At 52.2% G+C, this 24,491-nt stretch carries 24 protein-coding genes; 23 read left to right on the top strand and 1 reads right to left on the bottom strand.

Features of this window, described 5'->3' with window-relative positions; translation table 11 throughout:
• The first annotated feature begins 31 nt into the window (after nt 1-31).
• From AC0YN4_RS18140 to AC0YN4_RS18070, 15 genes are all read left to right on the top strand, one after another.
• Nucleotides 32-931, top strand: coding sequence for an ABC transporter permease (locus AC0YN4_RS18140; RefSeq protein ID WP_475836481.1), 900 nt, complete (start codon nt 32-34; stop codon nt 929-931).
• A 15-nt stretch (nt 932-946) separates the two neighbouring features.
• Entirely contained in the window at nt 947-1,825 is an 879-nt protein-coding gene (locus AC0YN4_RS18135; protein ID WP_475836379.1) for a carbohydrate ABC transporter permease, read from the top strand.
• Nucleotides 1,826-1,970: 145 nt separating this feature from the next.
• On the top strand, nt 1,971-2,642 hold the full coding sequence (gene eutL, locus AC0YN4_RS18130; RefSeq protein WP_475836378.1) for an ethanolamine utilization microcompartment protein EutL: 672 nt from the start codon (nt 1,971-1,973) through the stop codon (nt 2,640-2,642).
• 20 nt (nt 2,643-2,662) lie between these two features.
• Nucleotides 2,663-2,989, top strand: coding sequence for a BMC domain-containing protein (locus AC0YN4_RS18125; RefSeq protein WP_475836377.1), 327 nt, complete (start codon nt 2,663-2,665; stop codon nt 2,987-2,989).
• Nucleotides 2,986-4,470, top strand: a complete 1,485-nt coding sequence (locus tag AC0YN4_RS18120) for an acetaldehyde dehydrogenase (acetylating) (protein WP_475836376.1) — start codon at nt 2,986-2,988, stop codon at nt 4,468-4,470. Before AC0YN4_RS18125 ends, AC0YN4_RS18120 begins: the two co-directional genes overlap by 4 nt.
• 30 nt (nt 4,471-4,500) lie before the next feature.
• On the top strand, nt 4,501-4,788 hold the full coding sequence (locus AC0YN4_RS18115; protein WP_090981122.1) for a BMC domain-containing protein: 288 nt from the start codon (nt 4,501-4,503) through the stop codon (nt 4,786-4,788).
• Nucleotides 4,789-4,799: 11 nt separating this feature from the next.
• Nucleotides 4,800-5,597, top strand: coding sequence for a phosphate propanoyltransferase (locus AC0YN4_RS18110; protein WP_475836375.1), 798 nt, complete (start codon nt 4,800-4,802; stop codon nt 5,595-5,597).
• Between the two features lie 11 nt (nt 5,598-5,608).
• Nucleotides 5,609-6,466, top strand: a complete 858-nt coding sequence (locus AC0YN4_RS18105; protein WP_475784494.1) for a hypothetical protein — start codon at nt 5,609-5,611, stop codon at nt 6,464-6,466.
• A 7-nt stretch (nt 6,467-6,473) separates the two neighbouring features.
• The gene (locus AC0YN4_RS18100; RefSeq protein ID WP_475784372.1) at nt 6,474-6,767 is read left to right on the top strand and encodes a EutN/CcmL family microcompartment protein; all 294 of its coding nucleotides are present in this window, start codon (nt 6,474-6,476) and stop codon (nt 6,765-6,767) included.
• Nucleotides 6,767-7,108, top strand: a complete 342-nt coding sequence (locus AC0YN4_RS18095; protein ID WP_090981129.1) for a BMC domain-containing protein — start codon at nt 6,767-6,769, stop codon at nt 7,106-7,108. The genes AC0YN4_RS18100 and AC0YN4_RS18095 overlap by 1 nt, the downstream gene beginning before the upstream one ends.
• Complete coding sequence (locus AC0YN4_RS18090; protein WP_475836374.1) at nt 7,105-7,566, top strand: EutP/PduV family microcompartment system protein; 462 nt, start codon at nt 7,105-7,107, stop codon at nt 7,564-7,566. The genes AC0YN4_RS18095 and AC0YN4_RS18090 overlap by 4 nt, the downstream gene beginning before the upstream one ends.
• Nucleotides 7,567-7,575: 9 nt before the next feature.
• Entirely contained in the window at nt 7,576-9,036 is a 1,461-nt protein-coding gene (locus tag AC0YN4_RS18085; RefSeq protein WP_475836373.1) for a sensor histidine kinase, read from the top strand.
• Entirely contained in the window at nt 9,011-9,586 is a 576-nt protein-coding gene (locus AC0YN4_RS18080) for an ANTAR domain-containing response regulator (RefSeq protein ID WP_475836372.1), read from the top strand. Before AC0YN4_RS18085 ends, AC0YN4_RS18080 begins: the two co-directional genes overlap by 26 nt.
• Nucleotides 9,587-9,592: 6 nt before the next feature.
• Nucleotides 9,593-11,113: an ethanolamine ammonia-lyase reactivating factor EutA gene (locus tag AC0YN4_RS18075; RefSeq protein WP_475836371.1), complete on the top strand. Its 1,521-nt coding sequence runs from the start codon at nt 9,593-9,595 to the stop codon at nt 11,111-11,113.
• Nucleotides 11,114-11,117: 4 nt separating this feature from the next.
• Complete coding sequence (locus AC0YN4_RS18070; RefSeq protein WP_475836370.1) at nt 11,118-12,482, top strand: ethanolamine ammonia-lyase subunit EutB; 1,365 nt, start codon at nt 11,118-11,120, stop codon at nt 12,480-12,482.
• 61 nt (nt 12,483-12,543) lie between these two features.
• On the opposite strand, the gene AC0YN4_RS18065 is transcribed toward AC0YN4_RS18070, so the two are convergent.
• On the bottom strand, nt 12,544-12,723 hold the full coding sequence (locus AC0YN4_RS18065) for a hypothetical protein (RefSeq protein WP_475836483.1): 180 nt from the start codon (nt 12,721-12,723) through the stop codon (nt 12,544-12,546).
• Nucleotides 12,724-12,758: 35 nt separating this feature from the next.
• Between AC0YN4_RS18065 and eutC the strand changes: the two genes are divergently transcribed.
• The 8 genes from eutC to AC0YN4_RS18025 all read left to right on the top strand — a co-directional run bounded on the left by eutC (nt 12,759) and on the right by AC0YN4_RS18025 (nt 24,401).
• On the top strand, nt 12,759-13,544 hold the full coding sequence (gene eutC, locus AC0YN4_RS18060) for an ethanolamine ammonia-lyase subunit EutC (protein WP_475836480.1): 786 nt from the start codon (nt 12,759-12,761) through the stop codon (nt 13,542-13,544).
• A 523-nt stretch (nt 13,545-14,067) separates the two neighbouring features.
• Nucleotides 14,068-15,360 carry a glycoside hydrolase family 140 protein gene (locus AC0YN4_RS18055; protein ID WP_475836369.1) on the top strand — a complete coding sequence of 431 codons (1,293 nt, stop codon included), beginning with the start codon at nt 14,068-14,070 and terminating at the stop codon, nt 15,358-15,360.
• A 213-nt stretch (nt 15,361-15,573) separates the two neighbouring features.
• Nucleotides 15,574-17,001: a glycoside hydrolase family 32 protein gene (locus AC0YN4_RS18050; RefSeq protein ID WP_475836368.1), complete on the top strand. Its 1,428-nt coding sequence runs from the start codon at nt 15,574-15,576 to the stop codon at nt 16,999-17,001.
• Nucleotides 17,002-17,141: 140 nt separating this feature from the next.
• A complete protein-coding gene (locus AC0YN4_RS18045; protein ID WP_475836367.1) occupies nt 17,142-18,143 on the top strand; it encodes an ABC transporter permease in 1,002 nt (333 codons plus the stop codon).
• 16 nt (nt 18,144-18,159) lie between these two features.
• On the top strand, nt 18,160-19,047 hold the full coding sequence (locus tag AC0YN4_RS18040; RefSeq protein ID WP_475836366.1) for a carbohydrate ABC transporter permease: 888 nt from the start codon (nt 18,160-18,162) through the stop codon (nt 19,045-19,047).
• An 89-nt stretch (nt 19,048-19,136) separates the two neighbouring features.
• Complete coding sequence (locus tag AC0YN4_RS18035; RefSeq protein WP_475836365.1) at nt 19,137-20,909, top strand: extracellular solute-binding protein; 1,773 nt, start codon at nt 19,137-19,139, stop codon at nt 20,907-20,909.
• 86 nt (nt 20,910-20,995) lie between these two features.
• On the top strand, nt 20,996-22,606 hold the full coding sequence (locus AC0YN4_RS18030) for a response regulator (protein ID WP_475836364.1): 1,611 nt from the start codon (nt 20,996-20,998) through the stop codon (nt 22,604-22,606).
• Nucleotides 22,584-24,401 carry a cache domain-containing sensor histidine kinase gene (locus AC0YN4_RS18025; RefSeq protein ID WP_475784360.1) on the top strand — a complete coding sequence of 606 codons (1,818 nt, stop codon included), beginning with the start codon at nt 22,584-22,586 and terminating at the stop codon, nt 24,399-24,401. Before AC0YN4_RS18030 ends, AC0YN4_RS18025 begins: the two co-directional genes overlap by 23 nt.
• The last annotated feature ends 90 nt before the right edge of the window (nt 24,402-24,491 follow it).

Below are 24,491 nucleotides of genomic sequence, written 5' to 3'. Positions count from 1 at the left end.
ATAACTTAACAAACGCATTAGGAGGTACATGATGACTAGTTATCTCAAGAGAACATGGTACTTTCATGTGATGCTTCTGCCGGCCCTTGTGTTTCTCCTTGTGTTCAACTACTTGCCGATGGGCGGCATTGTGATGGCATTCCAGGATTACAAGCCATGGCTGCACATCAGCGGATCCGATTGGATCGGGCTTGATAATTTCCGATCGCTGTTTGAGCGCGAGGATAGCTTGCAGGTCATCTGGAATACCTTTTTTATCGCCTTGCTCAAAATCATTTTCAACTTGATCACGCCGTTTACGTTTGCGATTCTGCTCAACGAAATCCGCCATCGGCACTTGAACCGCTCGGTGCAAACGTTGGTCTATTTACCGCATTTCCTCTCATGGGTTATTCTCGGGGGCATCCTCGTGGAATTCCTCTCCTCCGACGGAGGGTTCGTCAATCGCGTGTTGGGACAGCTGTTCGGGATCAAGCCGATCTTCTTCCTCGGGGATGGCAATTGGTTCCGTTTCACCGTCATCGTATCCGAGGTGTGGAAAGAATTCGGCTATGGCACGATTGTGTTCCTAGCCGCACTTGCCGGCATTAATCCGTCGCTCTATGAAGCTGCCGAGATGGACGGTGCGAGCCGCTGGAAGCAGACGCTGCATATTACGATTCCATCGCTGATTCCAATTGCGATTGTGGTGGGCACGTTGTCGCTCGGCAATATACTCAATGCGGGCTTCGATCAGATTTTCAACCTCTACAATCCGCTGGTGCTGGATAAAGGCGATATTATCGATACCTTCGTTTTCCGTACCGCGATTCTCGATGGACAGTTCGGTTTTGCAACGGCAGTGGGGCTGTTCAAATCCGTCATCAGTATGATCCTGATTATTATTTCGTACCGGTTAGCCTTCAAATGGGCCAATTACCGGGTGTTCTAGGGAGGGGGCAGAGAGATGTATCACAAAACGGTGCCTTATCGCGTATTCAACATCATCAATATCTGTCTCCTGGTTCTATTGTCGCTCGCCTGCATTATCCCGCTCATTCATGTGTTCGCGATTTCGTTCAGCGCGAAGTCGGCGGCTGACGGCAACTTGGTCGGCTTATGGCCGGTCGACTTCTCGACGGTCGCGTATACCAAAACCATCGATAACCCGGTATTCCTTCACTCGCTGATGGTCTCGATTAAGCGTACAGTCATCGGCACGATCGGCATTCTCGCTGTCGCTTGTCTGGCGGCATACCCGCTATCGAAGGAAACCTTGCAGTTTAAAGGACGCTCGGTTTATGCATGGCTGTTCGTGTTCACGATGATTTTCAACGGTGGGCTTGTGCCCTTCTACATCGTTATTCAGAAGCTTCACCTCATGGACAATTTCTGGGTGCTCGTGCTGCCGGGAATCGTCAACGTGTGGCTTATTATCTTGCTGATGAACTTCTTCCGCGGTGTGCCGAAGGAGCTGGAGGAAGCGGCGCTGATCGATGGTTCGGGGCATTTTGGCATCCTGTTTCGCATCTATCTGCCTGTCTCGCTGCCGGCCTTGGCGACGCTCGGACTGTTTGCTATGGTGTGGCATTGGAATTCTTGGTTTGACGGCATTCTGTATATTAGCGACAAAGGGGAATATCCTCTTGCTTCTTACCTGCAGACAGTTATCGTGTCACGGGACATGAGCTCCATGAATTTCTCCAAGCAGGAGATGGACTTGTTGTCTCAGAAGACGATTAATGCGGCACAGATCTTCATCGGTGCCCTGCCGATTCTCATTGTATATCCGTTCTTGCAACGATTCTTCGTAAAAGGACTGGTCATGGGCTCGGTTAAGGAATAGCGCTGCAGCCAGAGGCATATCTTGATATCAAAAGCATAGTCAGTTAGGCAATGGAGCCTAGGCAGGAAGCGTGCGCGGAGCACACTTTCATCCTAGGCTCTTTCTGTCTGCCGGCGACTTCTCGGCAAGCAAGGAGGTGAATGAGGTGATCCGACAATCGCAATTGCAACCGCAACCTATCCGTGCCATTCCGCTGTCTGTCAGGGTCATTCCGAATGTGGATGCCGGACTGGCTGTTCAACTCGGCCTCAGACCCGGCATACGGAGCATCGGGCTCCTTACATCGACCATCGATGATGTGGGTTATACCGCGATGGACGAAGCAACGAAGAAAGCGGCAGTTGAAGTGGTGTATGCCAAGTCCTTCTATGCCGGTTCCTCACACGCCTCAGGCCCATTGTCGGGGGAATTTATCGGCATGATTGGCGGCGCCTCGCCTGCCGAAGTGACGAGCGGATTGGAAGCAGCCGTAGAGCTGATGCGAAGCGGAGCTTGCTTCTATGGCTTGAATGAGGAAGGAACGCATGCTTATTATGCGCATGTGATCTCGCGAACAGGTTCTTATCTATCCGGCATTGCCCATATAGCGGAGGGGGAGCCGTTAGCTTACTTAATTGCACCGCCGCTTGAAGCGGTCGTCGGCTTGGATGCCGCATTGAAGGCCGCGGAAGTGAGGCTGTGCACCTTTTATGGACCCCCTACAGAAACAAACTTCGCCGGTGGTTTATTGACAGGCAGTCAATCCGCCTGTATGGCTGCAGCCGAAGCTTTCGCCGAGGTGGTAACGGGGATTGCCGGGAAACCGATTAAGCTGTGAGAAAGCGTGGGTGAGCCAACATGGACAAGAAGCAGTCATTGCAATCGCTTGGGATGATTGAGACGTATGGGCTGCTCGCACTTATTGCAGCAGCGGATGCAGCGGCTAAGACGGCAGATGTGCGGGTTACGGCGTACGAGAAAGTCGATGCCGGCATCGTGACGCTCTACATTCTCGGCGATGTCGCGGCGGTGAAAGCAGCTGTGGATGCAGGCGGACAGGCAGCGCGGGCAGTGGGCAAGCTGCTTGGCGTTCATGTAATCGCGAGGCCGGATGCTGCGATCGCCCATTTTATAGAATCGCTAATGCCACCGGATATGGCGGGAGGAGGTGACCCTACGGCATGAAGCTGGACGTGGATTTGCAAGCGGTCCAGGAGGTTCGCGATTGTCTGCATGAAGCGAAGGCTGCGCAGAAACAGTACGAGTCTATGACGCAGCTTCAAGTAGATCGTATCGTGCAGGCGATGGCCGCCGCAGCCGAGGAGCATGCGGAGCACCTTGGCAGGCTGGCCGTAGAGGAAACCGGCTTCGGGAATGTCACCGATAAGAAGGCGAAGAACCTGTTTGTGGCGCGCAATGTTTACGAGGCCATCCGAGATATGAAGACAGTCGGCATCATCCGCAAGGATGAGGAGCGCAAAGTATGGGAAGTGGCGCAGCCTGTCGGCGTCGTCGCTGCCATCGTCCCCTCGACCAACCCGACTTCAACGGTCATTTTCAAAAGCATCATCGCACTCAAAGCAAGGAATGCCGTCGTCATTTCCCCACACCCAGCTGCGCTTGAATGCTCGCAAGAGGCCTCGAAGCTCATGCGGCAAGCGGCGGAGCAGGCAGGCGCTCCGCCCGGATTGATTCATTGCTTATCGTACCCGTCGGTCGAAGCGAGCATGGAGCTGATGAGGCATAAGCTGACGGACCTTATTCTCGCAACAGGCGGATCGGCGATGGTGAAAGCTGCTTATAGTTCAGGCAAGCCTGCGTATGGTGTTGGTCCGGGCAATGTTCCTGTCTATGTACACCACAGCGCGAACATCGAACGTGCAGCCAGTCAGATTGTGCAAAGCAAGACGTTCGATTACGGCACCATCTGCGCCTCCGAGCAAGCGATTGTGGTCGAGCGGCAGGTGAAGTCTCAGCTAGCCGATGAGCTGAAACGACAAGGTGCGTTCATGCTAAGCGAGCAAGAGAAGCAGAAAGTAGCAAGTATCATAATGACAACTAACGGCGGTAAAAGCTTGAATCCGAAGATCGTCGGCAAATCGCCGCAAGTACTGGCAGAGCTGGCCGGTATTTCAGTTCCGCAGCAATCAACCTTGCTGATTGCGGAAGAATCCAACGTCGGTCTGCAGTACCCGTTATCCGTGGAGAAGCTGACGCCGATCCTGGCGCTGTACACCGTAGACGATTGGCAGGAAGGCAGCCGCCGATGCTCGCAGCTTCTTAAGCTGGGAGGACTCGGACATACGCTGGGCATCCACTGCGAGGATGAGCGCATTATTGAAGCCTTCGGACTTGAACTTCCCGCCTCGCGTATCATCGTAAACGCGGGGACGACCTTCGGCGGCATTGGTGCGACGACAGGCATTCAGCCATCGATGACGCTGGGCTGTGGATCGCTCGGGCATAACATAACCTCGGATAATATCGGTCCGCAGCATTTGATGAATGTGAAACGGGTCGCCTTCGGCATTCGCGAGATGCCATCCTCTGAACCGACTGATCGATCACAGCTCGCCGAACAGGTTGCGGGCAGCCTACCCGTCGGGATTTCCAGAGAGGAAGTATTAGCGATCGTGAAGAGCGTGCTTTCCGAGCTAAAGCTCTAATGAAGTTCAATTAATAAGGAGGAATAAACAATGGCAGGAGAACTCACGGCACTGGGTATGATCGAGACGAAAGGACTGATTGGCTCCATAGAAGCAGCAGATGCGATGGTGAAGGCGGCAAACGTGAGACTTGTGGGGAAAGTCCATGTCGGAGGCGGACTGGTTACGGTTCTGGTCAGAGGCGATGTCGGTGCTGTAAAAGCGGCAACGGACGCAGGTGCAGCCGCCGCCGAGAAAGTCGGAGAGCTCGTATCGGTTCACGTTATTCCGCGCCCGCATTCCGACATCGAGTTTATTCTGCCGAAGCTTGAAGGCTGACCTCGCCTTCTATGAGACTCATTACCGAAGCATCGCTGCGCGCGGCACTGGCTAGGGGACTCCCGAACCCCTATCCGGTTGAACCGGGAGACAAAGTGACGCCGGCCGCTGCTGATTTCTTGAAAGCACGGGGAATTCCGCTGCTTAAACTGTCGGACGCCGTGAAAGCGGCAGCTAATTTGCCCGAAGGGACAACGGCAGATCGAGTGATCCCTGTTGGTGTATCTGGCCGCCATTTGCACCTCTCCCAGCAGCATCTCGAAGCCCTCTTTGGCACGGGATATATGCTGCAAGTGCTCAGAGAGCTGTCCCAGCCCAAGCAGTTCGCAGCCAAGGAAACAGTCACTATCGCCGGTCCTAAAGGTGCCATCACGAATGTTCGTATACTAGGTCCGCTTCGCGCTGCTACGCAGGTGGAGATTTCCCGAACGGATGGCCACCAGCTTGGACTTCAGCCCGCAGTCCGACTGTCCGGGGACATCGCCGGCACATCCGGTGTAACGATTATCGGGCCATCCGGTGTAGTCGTCCTTCAGGAAGGCCTAATCATAGCGAAGAGGCATGTGCATATGTCAAAAGCGGAAGCGGCGGATTATCAGGTTGTCCAAGGAAATCAGTTAATGCTGCAGACGGACTCGGAACGACCGGTTATTTTTCCGGATGTCGTGGTGCGAGTGGATGAACGATTCGCGCTTGAGCTGCACATCGACCGGGATGAAGCGAATGCTGCCGGGTTGGAAACGGGAGATCGGGTAAGAGTTATCGGGAAGAACGGCATCTTAAACGCAGGCTTCGGTACGAGGAGGTGAGTCAGGTGGAGATGAAACAGCTGGTGGAATCGATCATCCGTGAGCTTGTCGGCACGATGCAGGCGCAAGCAGCCGAGCCGCCTCCTAAGGTGTTGTACATATTCTGCGATAGTATGGCTCACGAAGCGTATCGGGATCATTTTATCCTGCTGCAGAAGAACGGGATTCAATATGATCGGCTGTTTCTCGATGGCGTAACATCGGGATGGCTTGGCATGCATAAAGTAGAGTCAAGCGGGCTTGGCAGTACGATCGCTATAGACGAATCCGCACCGGCTCCGATTGAAATTCCGATGGGCTATGATGGCATCGTCATTCCGGAGATTGACGTAGGGGATGCCGGACGAGTTGCGCTTGGCATGAAGGGGACGGTGAGGTCGGAAATTATTTTCGCGGCGCTCGTCATGGGGAAGTTTGTGGTCGTGGGTGACGACGGTTCCGGACTTTCGCGCTCCGATCGGCGCACGCTCAAGGAGCTGGCATTGCCCATGCCGTATCAGAAGCTGTTCAGCTACTACAAGAGCGAAATGCACATGTACGGCGTAGACTTTGCTCCGGCACAAGAATTGGCGGAATGGGTTGTAAAGCGGGTAGGTGGAGCTGCTGCCGAGAAGGTTGGGAACGACGAAAATCCTACTGCTGATGAAGTTGTTAATGAGAGGCATGAGCACGTCGAGTCCACCGCTGATTCATCGGAGCATCAAGCGCGTTTCGACGGGAAATTCCTTTCCGCTGACTGGGTGAATCGGATGGCCGGCAACAAGCGCACCACGGTCATTCTCGTGAAGAGAGGGACAATTCTATCGCCGCTTGCAAGAGATGTGCTCAGAGAGAAAGGCATCGCTGTCCAAATCCGGGATGAAGGGTGAGCAGCCAATGTTCTACGGGAAGGTGATCGGAAGCGTCTGGGCGACCCAGAAGGAGGAAGGGATGGACAATCTGAAGCTGCTGGTTGTTCAGCCCGTAGATTTTGCCGGCAAGTCGCAAGGAATGGCGGTTATCGCCGTTGATCGTATTGGGGCAGGCGTAGGCGAGCATGTGATTATTTCTCGCGGGAGCCCGGCAAGAGCGCTGTTCGGCGGCAGGAACGTTCCGATTGACGCTATGGTTGTCGGCATTGTCGACAGCTTCGACGTAGTGGCGCCGGAAGATGGAGCGGAGGATGAATGATGGAGCCACAGAAGCAGCGCGTCATCCAAGAATATGTGCCGGGCAAGCAGTTGACGCTCGCGCATGTCATTGCCAATCCCGATCCGATGCTGTACACGAAGCTTGGCATTGAAGAAGCGAGCGCCATCGGCATCCTGACGCTGACGCCAACGGAAACAGCCATCATCGCCGCAGATATCGCAACGAAGGCAGCCCATGTAAGCATCGGCTACTTGGACCGATTTACCGGTTCGCTAGTAATCGTTGGCGAAGTATCGGCTGTCAGTATGGCGATCGAAGCGGTGAACATTTTTCTGGCTGAGAAGCTTCAATTTACCATTGCGCCTTTGACGCGATCATGATGCTGGCAGCCGCGAGGAAGATTATGATGATCGGCGCGATCGGCTCGGGCAAATCCACGTTGATTAAAAGGCTGTTCGGCGAGCAGGAACCCGCACTGAAGACGCAGTCACTCGTCTATCGAGATTGGCTGATCGATACGCCCGGCGAGTACAGCGAGAACCCGCTCTACTATCGCGCTTTAATGGCTACATCATTTGAGGCGTGCGCGCTCGTGCTGGTTCAAGATGCGACGCGGGTGAGGAACTATTTTCCTCCCGGATTCTCAAGCGGATTCCCTATCCCAGCTATCGGCGTCATCACGAAGATGGACGCTGAAGGTGCGGATGGCGACAGGGCGGCCAAGCTGCTGCGGCAATCTCTCTCGCTAGGAAGTGAAATCTTCTTCACTTCATCGCTGCAGCTTCAAGGAATCGAGGAGCTTCGCGTAAAGCTTCGTTCAATCGCGTGTAAGGAGTGACGAGCGGTGATGGGTATGGTTAGAGAATTGTGCGGCAGCCATACAACGATGCCAATTGCTGACATGGAAACGATTGAGGATTTGGCGCGCCATCTGCAGTGGATTGCCGATGCGTCCCAATCCGATGCTTTTATAGATTGCCCGCTCACCGATGAACGCACGGCGCTCGTTGTTGCGCAGGCGCATCCGACGACTGCGGCTTCGCTGTACAAGACTTCCGTTGTCGGCCAATTTGCCCATTTTCATAATGAGCCTGCCGTAATGTTCTGTCTCTTGTCAGGCAAACCGATGTTAGGCTCGCGCGGCACCTCGCAGGAAGGAATCGCCATGCAGCAGAACGTGGTGCCGATCCGCTCCAAACAAGGCAAAGTTATTGGCGCGCTCATTCTGGAATCGGATATATCCAAGCATGTCGAGCAGGAGCGGAATGTCGAGCGATTGCTGGAAACGAATGAGCAGCTGGGCGAAACCCTGCTCTCGCTTGCGATGTCCGAAGGCGGGATGCAGTCCTTGATGCAAGAGGGCATCGTGCTGTTCGATGATCGGCACAAGGTGACTTATACGAACGCACAGGCTGCCAAGCTGTTCAAGGACATCGGCTATACCGGCGTAATTGAGGGGATTTCGATTGGCGATTTGTTCGGCGGTCAACTGAGCAGCGTCGTGAAGCAAGAGCATACCGGCGTCTATCGCAGTGAATTTCAGCAGAAGCATGTGGCGCTGGAGCTGAAAGCCTTATCGCTGCAGCGGAATCATCGCATCGTAGGCGGTTTTATTCTGATTCGGGATTTGACGGAGCTGAAGGCGAAGGAGAAGCAGCTTCTCGTCAAGTCGGCCGTCATTAAGGAGATTCATCACCGGGTCAAAAATAATCTGCAAACGGTAGCGGGACTTCTGCGGCTGCAAATGCGAAGAACGAAACACGAGGAAGTCCGGAATGTCTATCTGGATAGCATCAATCGGATTAACAGTATTGCTGTAATCCACGAGACGCTGGCTTTCGATGGGATGGAGACGATCCCATTCCATGATGTTGCGGCCCGAATCGTGAAAACCATCATCTCCTCTTCCGTCAAACCGGATCAGCGGATAACAACGAATATAGGCGGAGATGAGCTTATTTTATCGGCAGAGCAGGCCATGACACTGGGACTTGTACTAAACGAGCTCGTGCAAAATTGCGTCAATCATGCGTTCGCGGAGCGAAGCTCAGGAGAAATTGAAGTTTCGCTGCAGCTCCTTGGCGAGGATGGACGAGTTCGGGTTTCGGATACAGGGGTAGGCATGCGATGCGGCGGAGCTGACTTTGGTGAGAGGAAGGGCCATATCGGTCTCCAAATCTCCGAAACGCTGGTGATCGAAAATCTTAGCGGCACGCTCGAGCTGATTTCCAGTTCGCTTGGCACACAGGTTGACATCACATTCCCGCTTAGGAGGATGAACGGTGAGCAGAACGATTGTCATTATTGACGATGATCCGATTATTCGGTTGGATATTCGCGAAATGCTGGAGGAAGAGCACTACTCCGTTGTAGGCGAAGGGAAGAACGGTCAAGAAGCGATTGAGCTTGCCGCGACGTTAAAGCCTGATCTCGTAATCATGGATGTGAAGATGCCCGTCATGAACGGGATCAAAGCAGCGATGATCATTCGCGGCATGCAGTATTCTTCTGTGCTGCTGCTTACGGCGTACAGCCAGAAGGAGCTTGTGCAGCAGGCACGCGACGCAGGCGTGGTCGCTTATCTGGTCAAGCCGGTATCGGAGGCGGATCTAATCCCGGCCGTGGAAATCGCGCTAGGTCAGAAGGCAGCGTTAGATGGATTAAAGCAAGATATAAGGCAGCTTCAACAAACGCTGGAGGAACGAAAGCTCATTGAGAAAGCCAAAGGAATTGTAATGAAGCGGCATGGCTTGGATGAACCTGCCGCCTACCAGCGCATCCAAGCCCACAGCATGACCGAGCGAGTTCCGCTGTCTGAGCTGGCTGTACGTATCATTGAACGCGACGGATATGCGTGAGCCGCTATGGAGGAGCAGTGGATTACGAGTGTCGGGATCGATATCGGAACGAGCACGACCAAGATGATCGTAAGTAGGCTGCGACTGAAGCGAACCTCTAGTGCGGTTTCGATCCCCCGCTATGAAATTGTGGAGCGGCAGTTGGTGTATGCAAGTCCGATGTATAGCACGCCGCTCTCAGGCAGGGATGAGCTGGATGCGGACGGCGTCTGGGCCATAATTATGGCGGAGTATCATCATGCAGGAATACGTCCTGCCGAGCTGAAGACAGGCGCTGTCATTATTACAGGCGAGACTGCGAATAAGCGGAATGCTCGCGAAATCGTACAGCGGCTTGCTGAGCGTTCAGGCGATTTCGTTGTAGCTGCGGCCGGAGCGGATCTGGAAGGGCTGCTTGCGGGACGGGGAGCGGGAGCGGATCTGCGATCCATGCAAACCAAAGGAGCGGTGGCCAACCTGGATATTGGCGGAGGCACTGCGAATGTTGCGATATTTCGGCGGGGACGGACCATTAAGACGGTAACGTTTCATGTCGGTGGCAGATTGATAGAGTTAGATACGATGGGGAGGGTTACGGCGGTATCTCCATCAATCCGGCCGTGGCTCACATCGAGAGGGTATGGGATCGAACGGGGACAATCCATTAGCTTCGAAGCCTTAGCGGGGATTTGCCAAGACATGAGCTGCTGCATGCTGGACTATGTGGCAGGTGGTGGCTTGCCGCGCGAAGAATATGATCCGGCATTGCGGGAGCTCCTTGTCGGCGGCGGTGATAAGCAGGTGGAGGGAGCAGGATTGCCGGTAATCGAGGAATGGATGGTTTCGGGCGGCATTGGACTATTGATGGAGCTTCCGAAACCGACTACGATGGCAGAGGTTGCCGCGTTTGGTGATATCGGACCTCTGCTCGCACATGAGATTAAGGACGCAATGGCTCATCATTACCATACTGCAATGGGGAAGCCGAATCAGACCGTACGAGCTACCGTTATCGGTGCAGGGATGCAAAGCACAGAGATTAGCGGAGCGACCATCTATCTCGACGCTTCGCATTCGCTTCCGATTCGGAACTTGCCGGTATATCGGCTTGATGAGTTGACGGATGTTATCCTCGCGAATCAGGACGTGCTTGCGGGTAGGGTGACGGATGCAATGCGAGTATGTGCAGGCCTCTATGACAAGGAGGCTTCGATTCCTTTTGCGCTTGCTGTGCGAGGGATGAAAGAAATCTCCTATGCTTCGGTACAGAGATTGGCTGCGGCGATTTGCCAGGGGTATTTGAAATATTTTGCTTCAGCAGAGGTACTGGTCGTTGTATGTGAGCATGATATGGCGCAGGTGCTTGGACAATCGCTCCGAAAGCTGCTGGAGAAGCGGCTATCTATTATTAGCATCGATCAAATTACGGTGATGCATGGCGATTATATCGATTTGGGGGAACCGTTGCCTGGTAGGATGCTCCCTGTAATGATCAAGACACTTGTTTTCCAGCCTGCGTCAGAGCTGGGCGGGTCCGAGGGGGGATAGAAGGATGAGGCTGAAGACGAACCTGTTCGGGAGGGCGTTCCGCTTCCATGATTTGAAGTCCGTTATGGCGAAGGCGAATGAGGAGAAGTCAGGGGATCAGCTGGCGGGGATCGCTGCAGAGGATGCCAAAGAGAGAATGGCCGCGAAGCTGGTGCTCTCCGAGCTGACACTTGGCGATCTTCGCGATCATCCGCTCATTGCTCCCGAGGAGGACGAGGTTTCCCGGGTTATAGAAGAGGCGGTTAACGAGCGGATCTTCGCTGAAATCCGCAATTGGAGCATCGGCGAGTTGAGGGAATACGTGCTGCGTCAGGATACCGGACAAGAGCAGCTGCGCCGACTGAGCCGCGGCTTAACAAGCGAGATGATCGCAGCCGTTACGAAGGTGATGAGCAATCTGGATCTGATTCAAGCGGCATCGAAGGCTGAGATCATCACGAGCTGCAACAGTACGATGGGTCAGCGAGGTGTCCTCGCAGGGCGCGCGCAGCCGAATCACCCCTCGGACAGTATTCAAGGGGTTCGAGCTTCCTTGTTCGAAGCGTTAAGCTACGGCATTGGGGATGCGGTCATCGGCGTCAATCCGGTTATCGATACGGCTGACAGTGTGAAGTGCCTGCTCGAAGCGACGAAGGAAGAGATGACCAAGTGGAATATCCCTACGCAGAACTGCGTCTTAGCCCATGTAAAAACGCAAATGCGTGCGATTCGCAGCGGCGCGCCGGCGGATCTGATGTTCCAGAGTCTAGCCGGCACGGAGAAAGGGAACAGTGCGTTCGGCATTAGCGTAGGGCTTCTCGATGAGGCGCATGAGCTGATTCATAAGCAGGGGACGGGAGCGGGGCCGAACCTGTGGTATTTTGAAACCGGGCAAGGGTCGGAGCTTTCCAGTGAAGCTCATCACGGCGTGGATCAGGTGACGCTAGAGGCTAGATGTTACGGACTTGCAAGAAGATATCAGCCTTTCATGATCAATACGGTCGTCGGATTCATCGGCCCGGAATACCTCTACGATAGCAGGCAAGTCATTCGCGCTGGGCTTGAGGATCATTTTATGGGAAAGCTGCATGGACTGCCGATGGGGGTCGATGTGTGTTACACGAACCATATGAAGGCGGATCAGAACGATATGGATAATTTGGCTGTGCTGCTTACGGCAGCCGGCGTGAACTTTATCATCGGTGTCGCGATGGCTGACGATTGCATGCTCAACTATCAATCTACGAGTTACCACGATATCGCTACGCTTCGGGAGACACTTGGGCGAAGGCCGGCACCGGAGTTCGAGAAGTGGCTCGTCCGAATGGGCTTGATGGAGAATGGCAGGCTGACGCCGCTGGCGGGCGATCCGAGCCTCTTCATAATTTGATCGCGCAAAGGAGGTGCGGGCATGCATTCGAAAATATCCGTGGAGCAGCTGGTTGACCGCGTTATGGCTGAACTGGAGAAGCGCATAGTTTCGTCGTCGCTGCCATCGCGATCTCTGGCACCATCGCAGTCGCAATCGGCGTCGCAAACACAATCACAGCCGCAATCGCAGTCGGCGTCACAGTCACAATCGCAATCACCGTCACAAACTCACTCTCGATCGCAGTCACAGTCACAGTCACAATTACAATCGCAGCCCCCCGAGGACAGAGAATCCATTGGAGGTTCGGTCGAAGGTTATGTAGAAGGTCCAACGGTGGAAGATGCATTCGGTGGCATCCGCACCTCTCGGGTGCCGAGTCCCAAATGGGAGGAAGGCATGTCGGAGTTGGTTGCGAGTACGCCTGCGCGTATCGGTGTATGGCGGGCAGGCACTCGGCCGCTTACGAGAGAGTGGCTCCATTTTCGCTGTGACCATGCTGCTGCAGTGGACTCTATCTATGGGAGCGTCAGCCAGACGCTGTTGGATGAATACAAGCTTTTTGCGGTCGAGACCTGCTTCGTAAATACGGAGAATTATTTGAAACGTCCCGATATGGGCCGCGTCATTACGGAAGAGGGAGCTGGGGTCATCTTGGAGAGGTGCAAAAGGCGGCCACAGGTGCAAATCGTCGTCTCTGACGGCCTCAGCGCGAATGCGGTGAATGCTAATTTGGCCGATGTCTATCTTTCCTTACTCGATTCGCTTAGCGAGCTGGGACTTTCCACTGGGACGCCGTTCTTCGTACGCGGGGGACGGGTTGCCGTGATGGATCACATTGGCGACCTGCTGGAACCGGAGGTGCTAGTCCTGCTGATTGGGGAAAGGCCGGGGCTCGTCTCGTCGAAATCGATGAGCGCCTACATGTGCTACCGGCCGCGCGCCGGAACGGTCGAGAGCAGTCGAACCGTACTATCCAACATTCATGCCGGAGGAACGGCGCCGGTTGAAGCAGGAGCTCATATGGGCACAATCGTCCGTGAAATGCTCGAGCAGCGAACAAGCGGCGTGCATCTGGAGTAGCGGTGCAGACGGGAAAAGTAACTCTAGCTCCGAAGCGGTCGTTTTACCTCGCGGCGGGGGCCAAGAGTTTGGAAATCTAACTAAACGTTCAATCTTGCAGTGTGGAGCCGAGAGTCGAAAAAACCAACTCTCAGCACTCGAAAAGCCTGAAATGTTGGTTGAGAGTCGGAAAATCGAACTCTCAGCATCCAAACCGGTCGATCAGACGCCCGATTCCTTTTACGAAAGCGGATATACCGCTTACGATGTGAGTGTGATGAGGGGGAAGTAGTTCGGTGTGCGCGGCAGGTAGAGTGGATGTGGGGCTTCTTTATGTTAAGGGGGAGCAGTGAGCGGATCTCTCTCCGAATCATCCCCGAACCACCTTCCTAACAGCCCTGCGACTTTCCCCCACAAATCTCCCAACTAATATATTGTATACATATTGTGTACATAAATAATATATGATAGGCTGAGGGTACAACGAGAAAATGCCAATCAATAACTTATACCGGGAGCGTGAGTGAAGAGGATGTCGAGCACGTTGCAGCAGTTAAAGGTCAGCGATAACAAGAGGTTTTTGATGCAAGCGGACGGTACGCCGTTTTTTTGGCTTGGGGATACGGCTTGGGAGCTGTTTCATAGATTAAGCCGCGAGGATGCGGATGAATATTTGAGAGCTAGAGCGCAGCAGAAGTTTAACGTTGTGCAAATCGTTGCATTGGCGGAGTTTGAGGGTTTGACCGTCGATAACTTCTACGGACGTCGTCCGCTTAAGCAGAATGCTGACGGTCAGTATGATCCGACTTTGCCTGATCTTGACGGAGATGACAACTACTGGAACCATGTTGATTATGTTGTGGATCGTGCGGCGGAGTACGGCATCTACGTAGCGTTCCTGCCTACATGGGGCGATAAATATAATGTTGCTTGGGGCAAAGGGCCGGCCATCTTCAATGGTGATAATGCAAGAGTCTACGGACAGTGGCTGGGTGAGCGGTACAAGGATCGTTCGAACATCATTTGGGTATTGGGCGGTGACCGTCCACTGCAAACCATCGAGCATTTCGAAGTGAATAACGCGCTGGCAGCTGGCTTGCGTGAAGGGGATGGCGGACGCAATTTGATTACGTATCATCCATGCGGTGATTCGTCTTCTTCGCGCCATATGCATGATGCTTCATGGCTCGACTTTAATATGATTCAATCCGGTCATCATGAAATCATTCGCGTCAATTATAAGCATGTAAGTGCGGATTACAATAAGCTGCCGGTTAAGCCGACCTTCGATGCGGAGCCTTGTTATGAGGATCATCCGATCAATTTCAAAGCGGTTAACGGCTACTTCGATCAAGCGGATGTACGGATCGGGGCGTATTATGCGGTGTTCTCCGGTGGCTTGGGCCATACATATGGGCACCATTCCATCTGGTCCATGACAACGAAGCCGGAGCCCTATTTCATTATGAATTGGCGACAAGCGCTTCACCGACCAGGCGCGCAGCAGATGCAGCATGTACGGAACCTCATTGAATCCGTGTCCTTCTTTGACCGGGTGCCGGATCAAAGCTTGATTGCGGAGAACTATGAAGGCGCCAATTACATGGTTGCAACTCGCGGCGAGGATTACGGTTTCATCTACAGCCCGAACGGCCTGCCGTTCCGAGCAGCACTCGGCATTCTACAAGGAAGCCGCATCGAAGCATCCTGGTTCGATCCACGGACAGGGGAGTACAGCGCAATCGGCGAGTTCAATAACAGCGGCGAAGAAACGTTCACCCCGCCGATCAGCGGCAGAGGGAATGACTGGGTGCTGGTGTTGAAAATCGTGAAATAAGCATCCGACACTGCTATCCACGCTCCCTTTAATCCTAATTTATGAAGTGCCTGTCATTATGCCTCCTCGGCATAGTGACAGGCATTTTGTCGTTTCTCAGTAAATGGAACGGAATGCAGCATGAAAAACCGCTTTTTAATATATTCGAGTTCGAATGATGTGCTCTATGATGATGGTGTCTGTCTCACTATTGAAATAAGGAGCAAAGATAATATGAATCTCTATCGTCCGATCTATCATTTTTTGCCGCCGAGCAACTGGATGAACGATCCTAATGGCCTGCTTTATTATCAAGGAGAATATCATTTGTTCTATCAATACAATCCGAACGGCGATACTTGGGGAACCATTCATTGGGGTCATGCGAAGAGTAAGGATCTAGTCCATTGGGAACATCTTCCGATCGCGCTAACCCCTTCGATGCAACTAGGGGAAGAGCATTGTTTCTCGGGCTGCGCCGTGATCGGACCGGAAGGCGTTCCAACCTTGTTCTACACAAGCATTGGCAGCGGCGAGGAGCGGGGATACGAAGATGGCGCAGAGCAATGGATGGCTGCGAGCACGGACGGTATGATGACCTGGAACAAGTATCCGGGTAATCCGGTTCTCTCTAAGGACGTTCATGGTGAACTGAAGATCCGCGATTGGCGCGACCCCTACATTTGGAAACACGAGGAAAGCTGGCTGATGGTCATCGGTGGAAAACATGACGGCAAAGGCTGTGCCATGATCTATGGTTCGGATGATCTGAAGTCATGGAAGCTGCTGAACAAGCTGATGGAAGCTCAGCGCACAGAAGAGTATTTATGGGAGTGCCCAATATTCTTCCCGCTGGATGGCAAATATGTGTTGATCTATTCGCCTAAGGACGCCGTTCGCTATTATACGGGTACGTTAAACGACGACTTTACATTCACGCCTGAGCGGCATGGGATACTTGATCCCAGCGGTTGGGAAGGCTTCTATGCACCGAATGTGATGGAGGAAGGCGAGGGGCGAAAATTACTTTGGGCCTGGATGCCCGAATTTGCGCGTGGAGAATTCGAAGGGGCGAAGGGCTGGGCTGGAGCGCTAACCGTTCCCCGGGTACTGTCGCTGACAGAGGACGGCGCACTCCGCATGGAGCCGGTCAAGGAACTCGAGCAGCTGCGCGGAGAGCGCGAGAGCACAAGCGACCTGACGTTGAGCAGCGGCCAAACACGGACACTGAGGACGAGGGGGAGAGCGCTCGAGCTGCTTGCAGAAATCGAGTTGACGGATGCGGACTCAACTTTTGGATTCAAGCTGCTGCATGGGGAGCATGATGAAGAATCCACGCGCATTCTATTTGATCCAAGTCAGCAGCGTTTTACTATAGACCGCTCTCGTTCAAGCCTTTCACCTTCGACACATCGCATGGAGCTGCAGGGGAAGATCGATTGGCAGATCGGAGATACGGCCATCGTACATATTTTATTGGACCACTCCTTACTGGAGGTATTCGCCGGCTATGAATCCAGTATGTCTGCACGGATATATCCGTTATTGCCGGACAGCGATCGAATCAGCGTCTTTGCAGCAGGCAGCGGCAGCGTCACGTTCCGTTCGCTGCAGGTCTGGACGCTTCAATCCATATGGCCTGAGCAGCACGAACCCGGATAACGATCCGGGTTTTCTAATTCACCGGCATGACAGCTGTTTCACCTGAAAAAGAGCGTTTTCAAACATGAATGTCCGCTTATTTGGATATTTCCTGAGAGAGGCGTGAGCTATGATGAATACAAGAAATGAATCCGCTTTCAATGCAGCGAGGAAAGGCCAGAGAGGATGACCAGAATATGAATCATGTCCCGGGAGAGTTACTGCCGGCAGCTTCCCCTCCTATTCATCGAAGAACCCACATCTGGAGGAAGATCAAGAGGCAGAAGATATTGCTGCTCTTCAGTCTCCCATTTGCGATTTGGGCAGCCGTGTTCTGCTATGCACCGATATGGGGCTGGATCATGGCGTTCCAGGACTACAATCCCGGTAAAGGAGTGACGGGCAGTCCTTGGGTTGGCCTCAAGCATTTCCAAGCCTTCTTCCAAGAAGAAATGCTCTATATACTGCTTCGGAACACGATTGCGATCAGCGTCTTGAATATCGTGGTAGGTACGTTCGGAGCGGTTGCTCTTGCGCTGCTGCTGAATGAAGTGAAGGGCGTTTTCTTCAAGCGGACGGTTCAAACCGTATCGTATTTGCCCTATTTCATTTCGTATGTCGTTGTCGCCAACCTGTTCCTGACGCTGCTCTCACCTTCGGATGGGACAGTTAACCGCATTTTATTGAAGCTTGGTCTGATCGATAAGCCGATCTTCTTCTTCGCCGAGCCGCATCTGTTCTGGGTGCTCGTCGTACTCATCAACGTTTGGAAAAACATCGGCTGGGACGCGATTATCTACATTGCAGCGATGTCGTCCGTAGACACGGAATTGTACGACGCAGCCAGTGTGGATGGGGCGGGACGCTGGCGAAAAATGTGGCATATCACCTTGCCATGTATCCGTCCGACGATTGTGGTGCTGCTCGTGCTTAGCGCAAGCGGAATCTTGAATGCCGGCTTCGATCCATCCTACTTGCTCGGCAATCCGATGGTTCACGACTATTCGGAAGTCATTGATACGTACGTTTACCGCATGGGACTAGGTAATGCGATGTACTCCTACGCAACTGCGATCGGCCTATTCCGATTGCTGGTATCCCTGGTGCTCTTGTATCTCGTAAACCGAATGGCGAAGCGGCTCGGAGAGGACAACGTGCTATGAAAAGAGGGACAAGACGATGAAACAAAGATGGCATGATGTCGCGTTCGATGTTTTTAACATTAGCGCTCTCACGATATTGATGATTGTTACGTTGTATCCATTCCTGCATGTGCTTGCATTCTCTCTAAACGATGCCGTAGATTCCATGCGGGGAGGGCTGACGGTGTGGCCTCGTAAATTCACTTTTGCGAACTACGGCGTCATCTTCCGCTACGATGCATTAATCGATGCTTCCATCATGAGTGTGCTTAGAACCGTCGTCGGGACGGTAACCTCTGTCTTATGCACAGCCATGCTCGCTTACTCGTTATGTAAGAAGGATTTGATCGGGTACAAGTTTTTCAATTCGCTGTTCATTATGACCATGTTCCTCTACGGCGGCTTGATACCCACGTTTATTCTGTTTAAGACGATCCACATCTATAATTCGTTCTGGGTCTATATTATCCCGGGCTTGATCAGCGCCTTCAATATGATACTGCTTCGCACCAATTTCAAGGCCATTCCGGAATCGCTGATTGAATCCGCTTATATCGACGGAGCTAACGATATTTATGTATTCTTCCGAATCATCTTGCCGCTATCGACGCCGATTATCGCCACGATTGGACTGTTCGTTGCTGTCGGCCAATGGAACTCCTGGCAGGACACGCTGTTCTTCACAGTCAATGGCAAGCTGCAAACGCTTCAATACGTGCTCATGAAAATTTTAAATCAGACCGAAGCCGGCGCCATGATCAATCAGATGAAATCCAGCATGGCCCGCCGTGGGATGGTCAAAGTAACGCCAGAAGCGGTCAAGATGGCGATTACAATGGTCGCAACGGTGCCCATACTGTGCGTGTACCCCTTCATTCAGAAATATTTTGTCAAAGGTATGCTGCTCGGCTCCATCAAGGGTTAATCGGTTAGATCCGGGGCTGTTCGTCCTCCTAGAGGATTTGTAATAGCATAATAGTCAAAGAGAATTTACACTAATGGGGGAGGTTTCACATGAGACAAGCAAGAGTTCGGAAAGTATTTGGTATGATATTGAGCGCTTTGTTAGTCATTTCGGTAGTGGCCGGTTGCTCAGGCAATAACAACAATGCGACGAACGATTCTACGAAGCAGCCGTCGGAATCAAACGAAGCAAGCGGGGCGTCGGATACACAAGGAAACGCATCGGCGCAGACAGGAGATATGTCTGCATTGCCGGATGCTGAATTCAGCGTCATGCTTGGTTGGAACGTGCCGCAGCTTGCGTCTCAGGATGCGCCGGTCGTGAAACAGGTTTACGATAAAACGAAAGTTCGCCTGAACCTTGAATCGCCTCCGGCTAATGTAGATGAGAAGCTGAATATTATGCTGGCCAGCGGGGAGATGACGGACGCGATCGTCATTTCCAATCCATCCATGGCGCAGAAGTTCATCGACGCCGGATATGTCATTCCATTAGACGAATTGTTCGATAAATACGGCGGGCAAATCAAGGAGAATTTAAACTCGGTATGGGGCCAGCTGAAAAACGATGACGGAAAGATCTATAAAATCCCTTCGAGCTACATCCTTCCTGGTGCGGAAAGAATGCTTGAAACCGGTTATAGCTTTCAGTTTCTGACGAACGTCCTGGAGGCTAAAGGCTGGTACAAGCCGCAAACGTTCGATGAACTTACGGCGCTGCTCAAAGAAGTGAAGGAGAAGTACCCGCAGTATATTCCGATGTCTCTGGCGCTCGGAACAGAAAGCTTCTACACGAACATGATCAAAACCTTGGCAGGGGCCGAGGGCGTAAGGCTGTACAACGATTACGTCTGGACGCCTGACGATAAGCTGATTTACAAATATAAGGACGCCGGCATCCGCGATTCACTGAAGTGGCTAAACCAATTATATCAGCAAGGGTTGCTCGACGAGGAGTCTGCCGTTCAGAACATAGACGGGTTTAAGGCGAAGATGGCTTCTGAGAAAGTGTTCTCGTCCATCGGATCTTGGTTCGACAACATGTACGAAGCGAACAGTATCTTCACCCAAGACAAGAAGCCGTTTCGCTTCAAATACTTCCTGTTGAAAGGGAAACCGGAAGTAGCGAAGACGACTTACGACGCATACGGAGCAAACTACGATTCGGGCGTCTATATTTCGAGTAAAATGAAAGATCCGGAGCGGTTTATGCAGTTCGTGAATTACTTGAATACGCAGGAAGGCAACTTGCTGCAAAAAGGCGTCGTGAACTTTGACGGAGAAGATAAAGATGGCTATGATTACTTTATTACGGATGAAGACGGCAAAAAATATATTAAAAGCACGACTTTCCAAGTAAACGGATGGCAGAACGATGAGCTGTTTGCGTCGAAGCGCGGATTGAACAATTTCGGGTTTCTGACCTTTAGCACGGATATGAACGATCACCCAAGCTTCACGTACCAAATGTCGCGCAAGGAACTGGACTTCTCCATGTGGTGGGACGAAGAGACCAAGCGGGCCAACGAAGGTTATGGCGAGAAAGGGACGGATTGGATCGAGGAAGGAAGAAGCACGGGGTGGGACTACACGGATATCGCCGGACTTAACTTTAAACCGGAGAGCCCGGAGTATATTGCTACTACTAAAGTGAATCAGTTATCCTACAATTCGATCGTCAAGCTGATCCTGTCCGCGTCTGATGCAGATTTCGATAAAGGCTACGATGAGTTCTTGAAGAAAGCGGATGATATGGGCATCGGCAAAGCGGAAGCAGCGATGAACCAAATGTATCAGGACCGCAAAGCAGAGTGGCAGCAATAAGCAGATAAGTTTCGGAAAGGCTCCGGTTGCCACAACGGGAGCCTTTCCGAATTTCTAATGGGCAATTGGGGCAAGGAGGAATCATCATGATTAACTTGTTTATCGTAGACGACGAGGATATGGAACGGGAGGGTATCCGTTCGCTCTTTGATTGGAACCAGCTCGGTATCACGATCATTGGCGAGGCATGGAACGGGCAAGCTGCATTAGAGGCTCTTGCCGACGTGGAACCGGACATCGTGATTACAGATGTGCGAATGCCAGGCATGAACGGACTGGAGTTCGCGAGTAGGCTGAAGCAACACTATCCGAACGTCAAATTTATCTTCATTAGCGGGTATGAGGATTTCGATGCGGCAAGGAACGCAGTCGATGTGAGCGCGGTTGCTTATTTAATGAAACCCATCAATAAAGAGACCTTGATGGATACGATTGCCGGAGCGATAGGCCGGATTCAGGAAGAGAAACATCGCGAGAAAAAGGAGGTCCAGCTCAAGCATCAGGTGGAGGAAAGCCTGCCCTTGCTGCGAGAGCAGCTGCTGCGGGACATTCTGCTCGGCATCGAACGGATCAACGACGAACGGACGATGCAGCGGGCAGAGTCCTATGGGTTGTCGCTGCCTGGGATCCCTACGGCCGTCATGATCGTGAAAGCGGAGGAGCTTGGGGCAGACCGCGAGGAATCGGAGCACTTGAAGACGATTGCTGTCTATCGCGAGCTCAGCGGGTTGATCGGGGAGGAGACGAGCTTACCCGTCGTCATGACCCGAGAAGGCGAATATGTCGTGCTGATTCCTTGTTCTCCGATTCTTACGCAGGAAGACATGGAAGAGCATTTGGAGCAGACGGCCACGAGCTGGATCCAGCAGCTGCAGCGGTCAACGGGGATGACCCTTGCAATCGGCATCGCGCTGGCTGAGGATGGTATTCGCAGCTGCCCACGCTATTACCGAATGGCCAGGATGGCAGTCAGCCGCAAGTTTTATTCTGGCGCGCAAAATGTGCTGTGGCATGAGGACGACGAAGGCAGCAGGGATGAATATCCGATTGTCATTCATCGCTTGAAAGCTGAATTGGAGGAAGCGATTATAGCCTCCGATCCGGCTAGGATCGAACAAATTGTCGCGACCAGCTTACAAGGCAAATCGATGAAGAAGGAGCAAGCCTGGTTCGTTGCGATCGATCTTCTAAATACCGCTTTGCAAACGCTTGCGGAGAAGAAAGAGCTGATGAAAGCGGCGTTCGAGCAAGAGAAGGCGCCATGGGAGAAGTTGATGCTGATGGATACCATTGACTCACTATCAGCTTGGGTCGTCGCTTATATTCAAGGCATCGCCGAATTGATCAAGAATAATCAAGGCAACAGAAACGAACACATTGTACAGACGATCAAGCAGTGGGTGAAGAGCGAGTACATGACGGATGTAACGATCAATTCCATTGCAGGCCGAGTATTCCTGGCTCCGGGTTATGTCCGGAAACTATTTAAGAACCACACGGGCATGACGCTGAAGGAGTACATCGTGCAAACCCGAATGAAAAATGCGAGCGAGCTGCTTCGCCAACCCGAGCGTAAAGTAAATGAAGTCGCGCTTGCTGTCGGCTACGAGAACGTTTCCTACTTCTGCGCGGTATTCAAAAACTTTTACGGCATATCGCCGGGGGAATTCAAAGATGCGTATCAAATCCTGGCTTAATGATTTATCCAACCTTACCATAAACCGGATCAGGCTGAAGCCGAAATTAATCGCTGCCTATATGGTTGCCGCCTTCTTGCCGCTTCTGTTCATGGGCTTCTTTCTGGTGCATAAGGCGAATCAGATCATCGAAAATCAAACCAACCTTACCTACGGAATCTCGATGCAGCAGTTGATGTACAACATGGAAACCCGGCTTGCTTCGTATGAGGAGCTGTCTAATCATTTCTACTTTGATACCAATTTGAACCTGGATCTCCAGAAGGATTACAGCACAAGTTCGAACCTGGACAAATACGAGGTCGAGAACGATTTTATCGAGCGTGTAAAAGTATTGCTGAAATTCAAAAACGATGTACGAACTGTCGGTATTTATTTTCATAATGCGACCCTGTATAATGCCAAACCCTATTTGACCTATGCAGACGACAAAATCGCGAGTCAGCTTAATTTCCAGAGAGCCTCGGCATCCAAGTATAAAGGATATTGGGGGGAGCTGAAGTCCATACCCGATGGTAATTTGTATTGGGACGTGGAATTAAGACGCAACGCGCATAATACACGGGTATTCAGCTATAATCGGCCCTTGGAATTTTATACGGATCATCATTCAACAGGCTTACTGACGATTGAAATCAAGGAATCGGAGTTCTATCAGCTGCTATCCAAAGAGGGGAAGGACAAGGCGATCTACCTTGTGGAGCCCGATGGGAATATTATTACGTCCAATGATCGGACTAGCTTGGGCAACAGCCTGGAAGAGGACGTGCTGGGTGAAATAGGGAAGCAGGCTAGCGGGGACTTTCTGCTGCAGCGGAGTGGCGACCATTTCAAAGTGATGTACAGCGAATTGTCGAACGGCTGGAAAATGGTTTATATGATTCCGGTCAACCGTCTGCTGGAAGAAACGAAGAACATGCGAAATTACGGACTGCTGTTTATTCTTGCCAGCGCGGCCCTGTCCGTAGCGTTGCTTGTTCTTTTCTCGAATCTGATCCTCGGCCGTATGACCATTCTGCTCAAGCGCATCCAAAGAATGAGGAACGGAGAAATCGAGACGGGGCGGTTCGTGAGCGGGAAGGATGAAATCGCCGTTCTGGACCATAGCTTTAATCAAATGGCGGAACGCATGAAATATTTGATCGACGAAGTATACACGCTCTCGATAAAGAGAAAGGAAGCAGAATTGACGGCGCTCCAAAGCCAAATCAATCCGCATTTTCTATACAATACCTTGTCCACGGTCAGTTGGCTTGGTCGGAAGAACGGAAATGAAGATGTATGCGAGATCGTGGAAAGCTTGGCGAAGTTCTACCGCATTTCCCTGAGTAAGGGGAAGGATGTCATCACGATGCGGGAGGAATTCGAATGCATTAAAGCGTATATTGACATTCAGCGGTATCGGATGAAAAACCGCATCCGCTCGATCTATGCACTCGATGATGGCATTATGGATGCGACCGTACTGAAGCTGATTTTACAGCCAATCGTCGAGAATGCGATTCTGCACGGACTCAGTCATGAGAAGGAACAAATCTCGATTTTGATTAAGGGCGGATATAACGGGGGGGTCATCCAGCTTGAGGTGAGTGACGACGGAGTCGGCATGGAGCCGGAGGTAGTAGCGATGTTGCTGGATGAGAATGTACAGCTGAATCAGAAGGGAGGTTATGGCTTGCGCAACGTGAACGAACGGATTAAGCTGCAATTCGGACACGATTACGGCGTAGAGGTTAAGAGCAAGCCTGGTTCCGGTACATCGGTATTCATCCGATTGCCTTATCAAACGGAATAAAGGAACGTTTTCGAGCACAAATGTCCGATTATTATGATATTTCGAAGTAGGTGCCCTGATGTATGATGAGGACAATTCATCTAGCGTAGA

The organism is Paenibacillus sp. J22R3, assembly GCF_056269305.1.
This window is presented reverse-complemented; position numbering and strand designations above follow the sequence as displayed.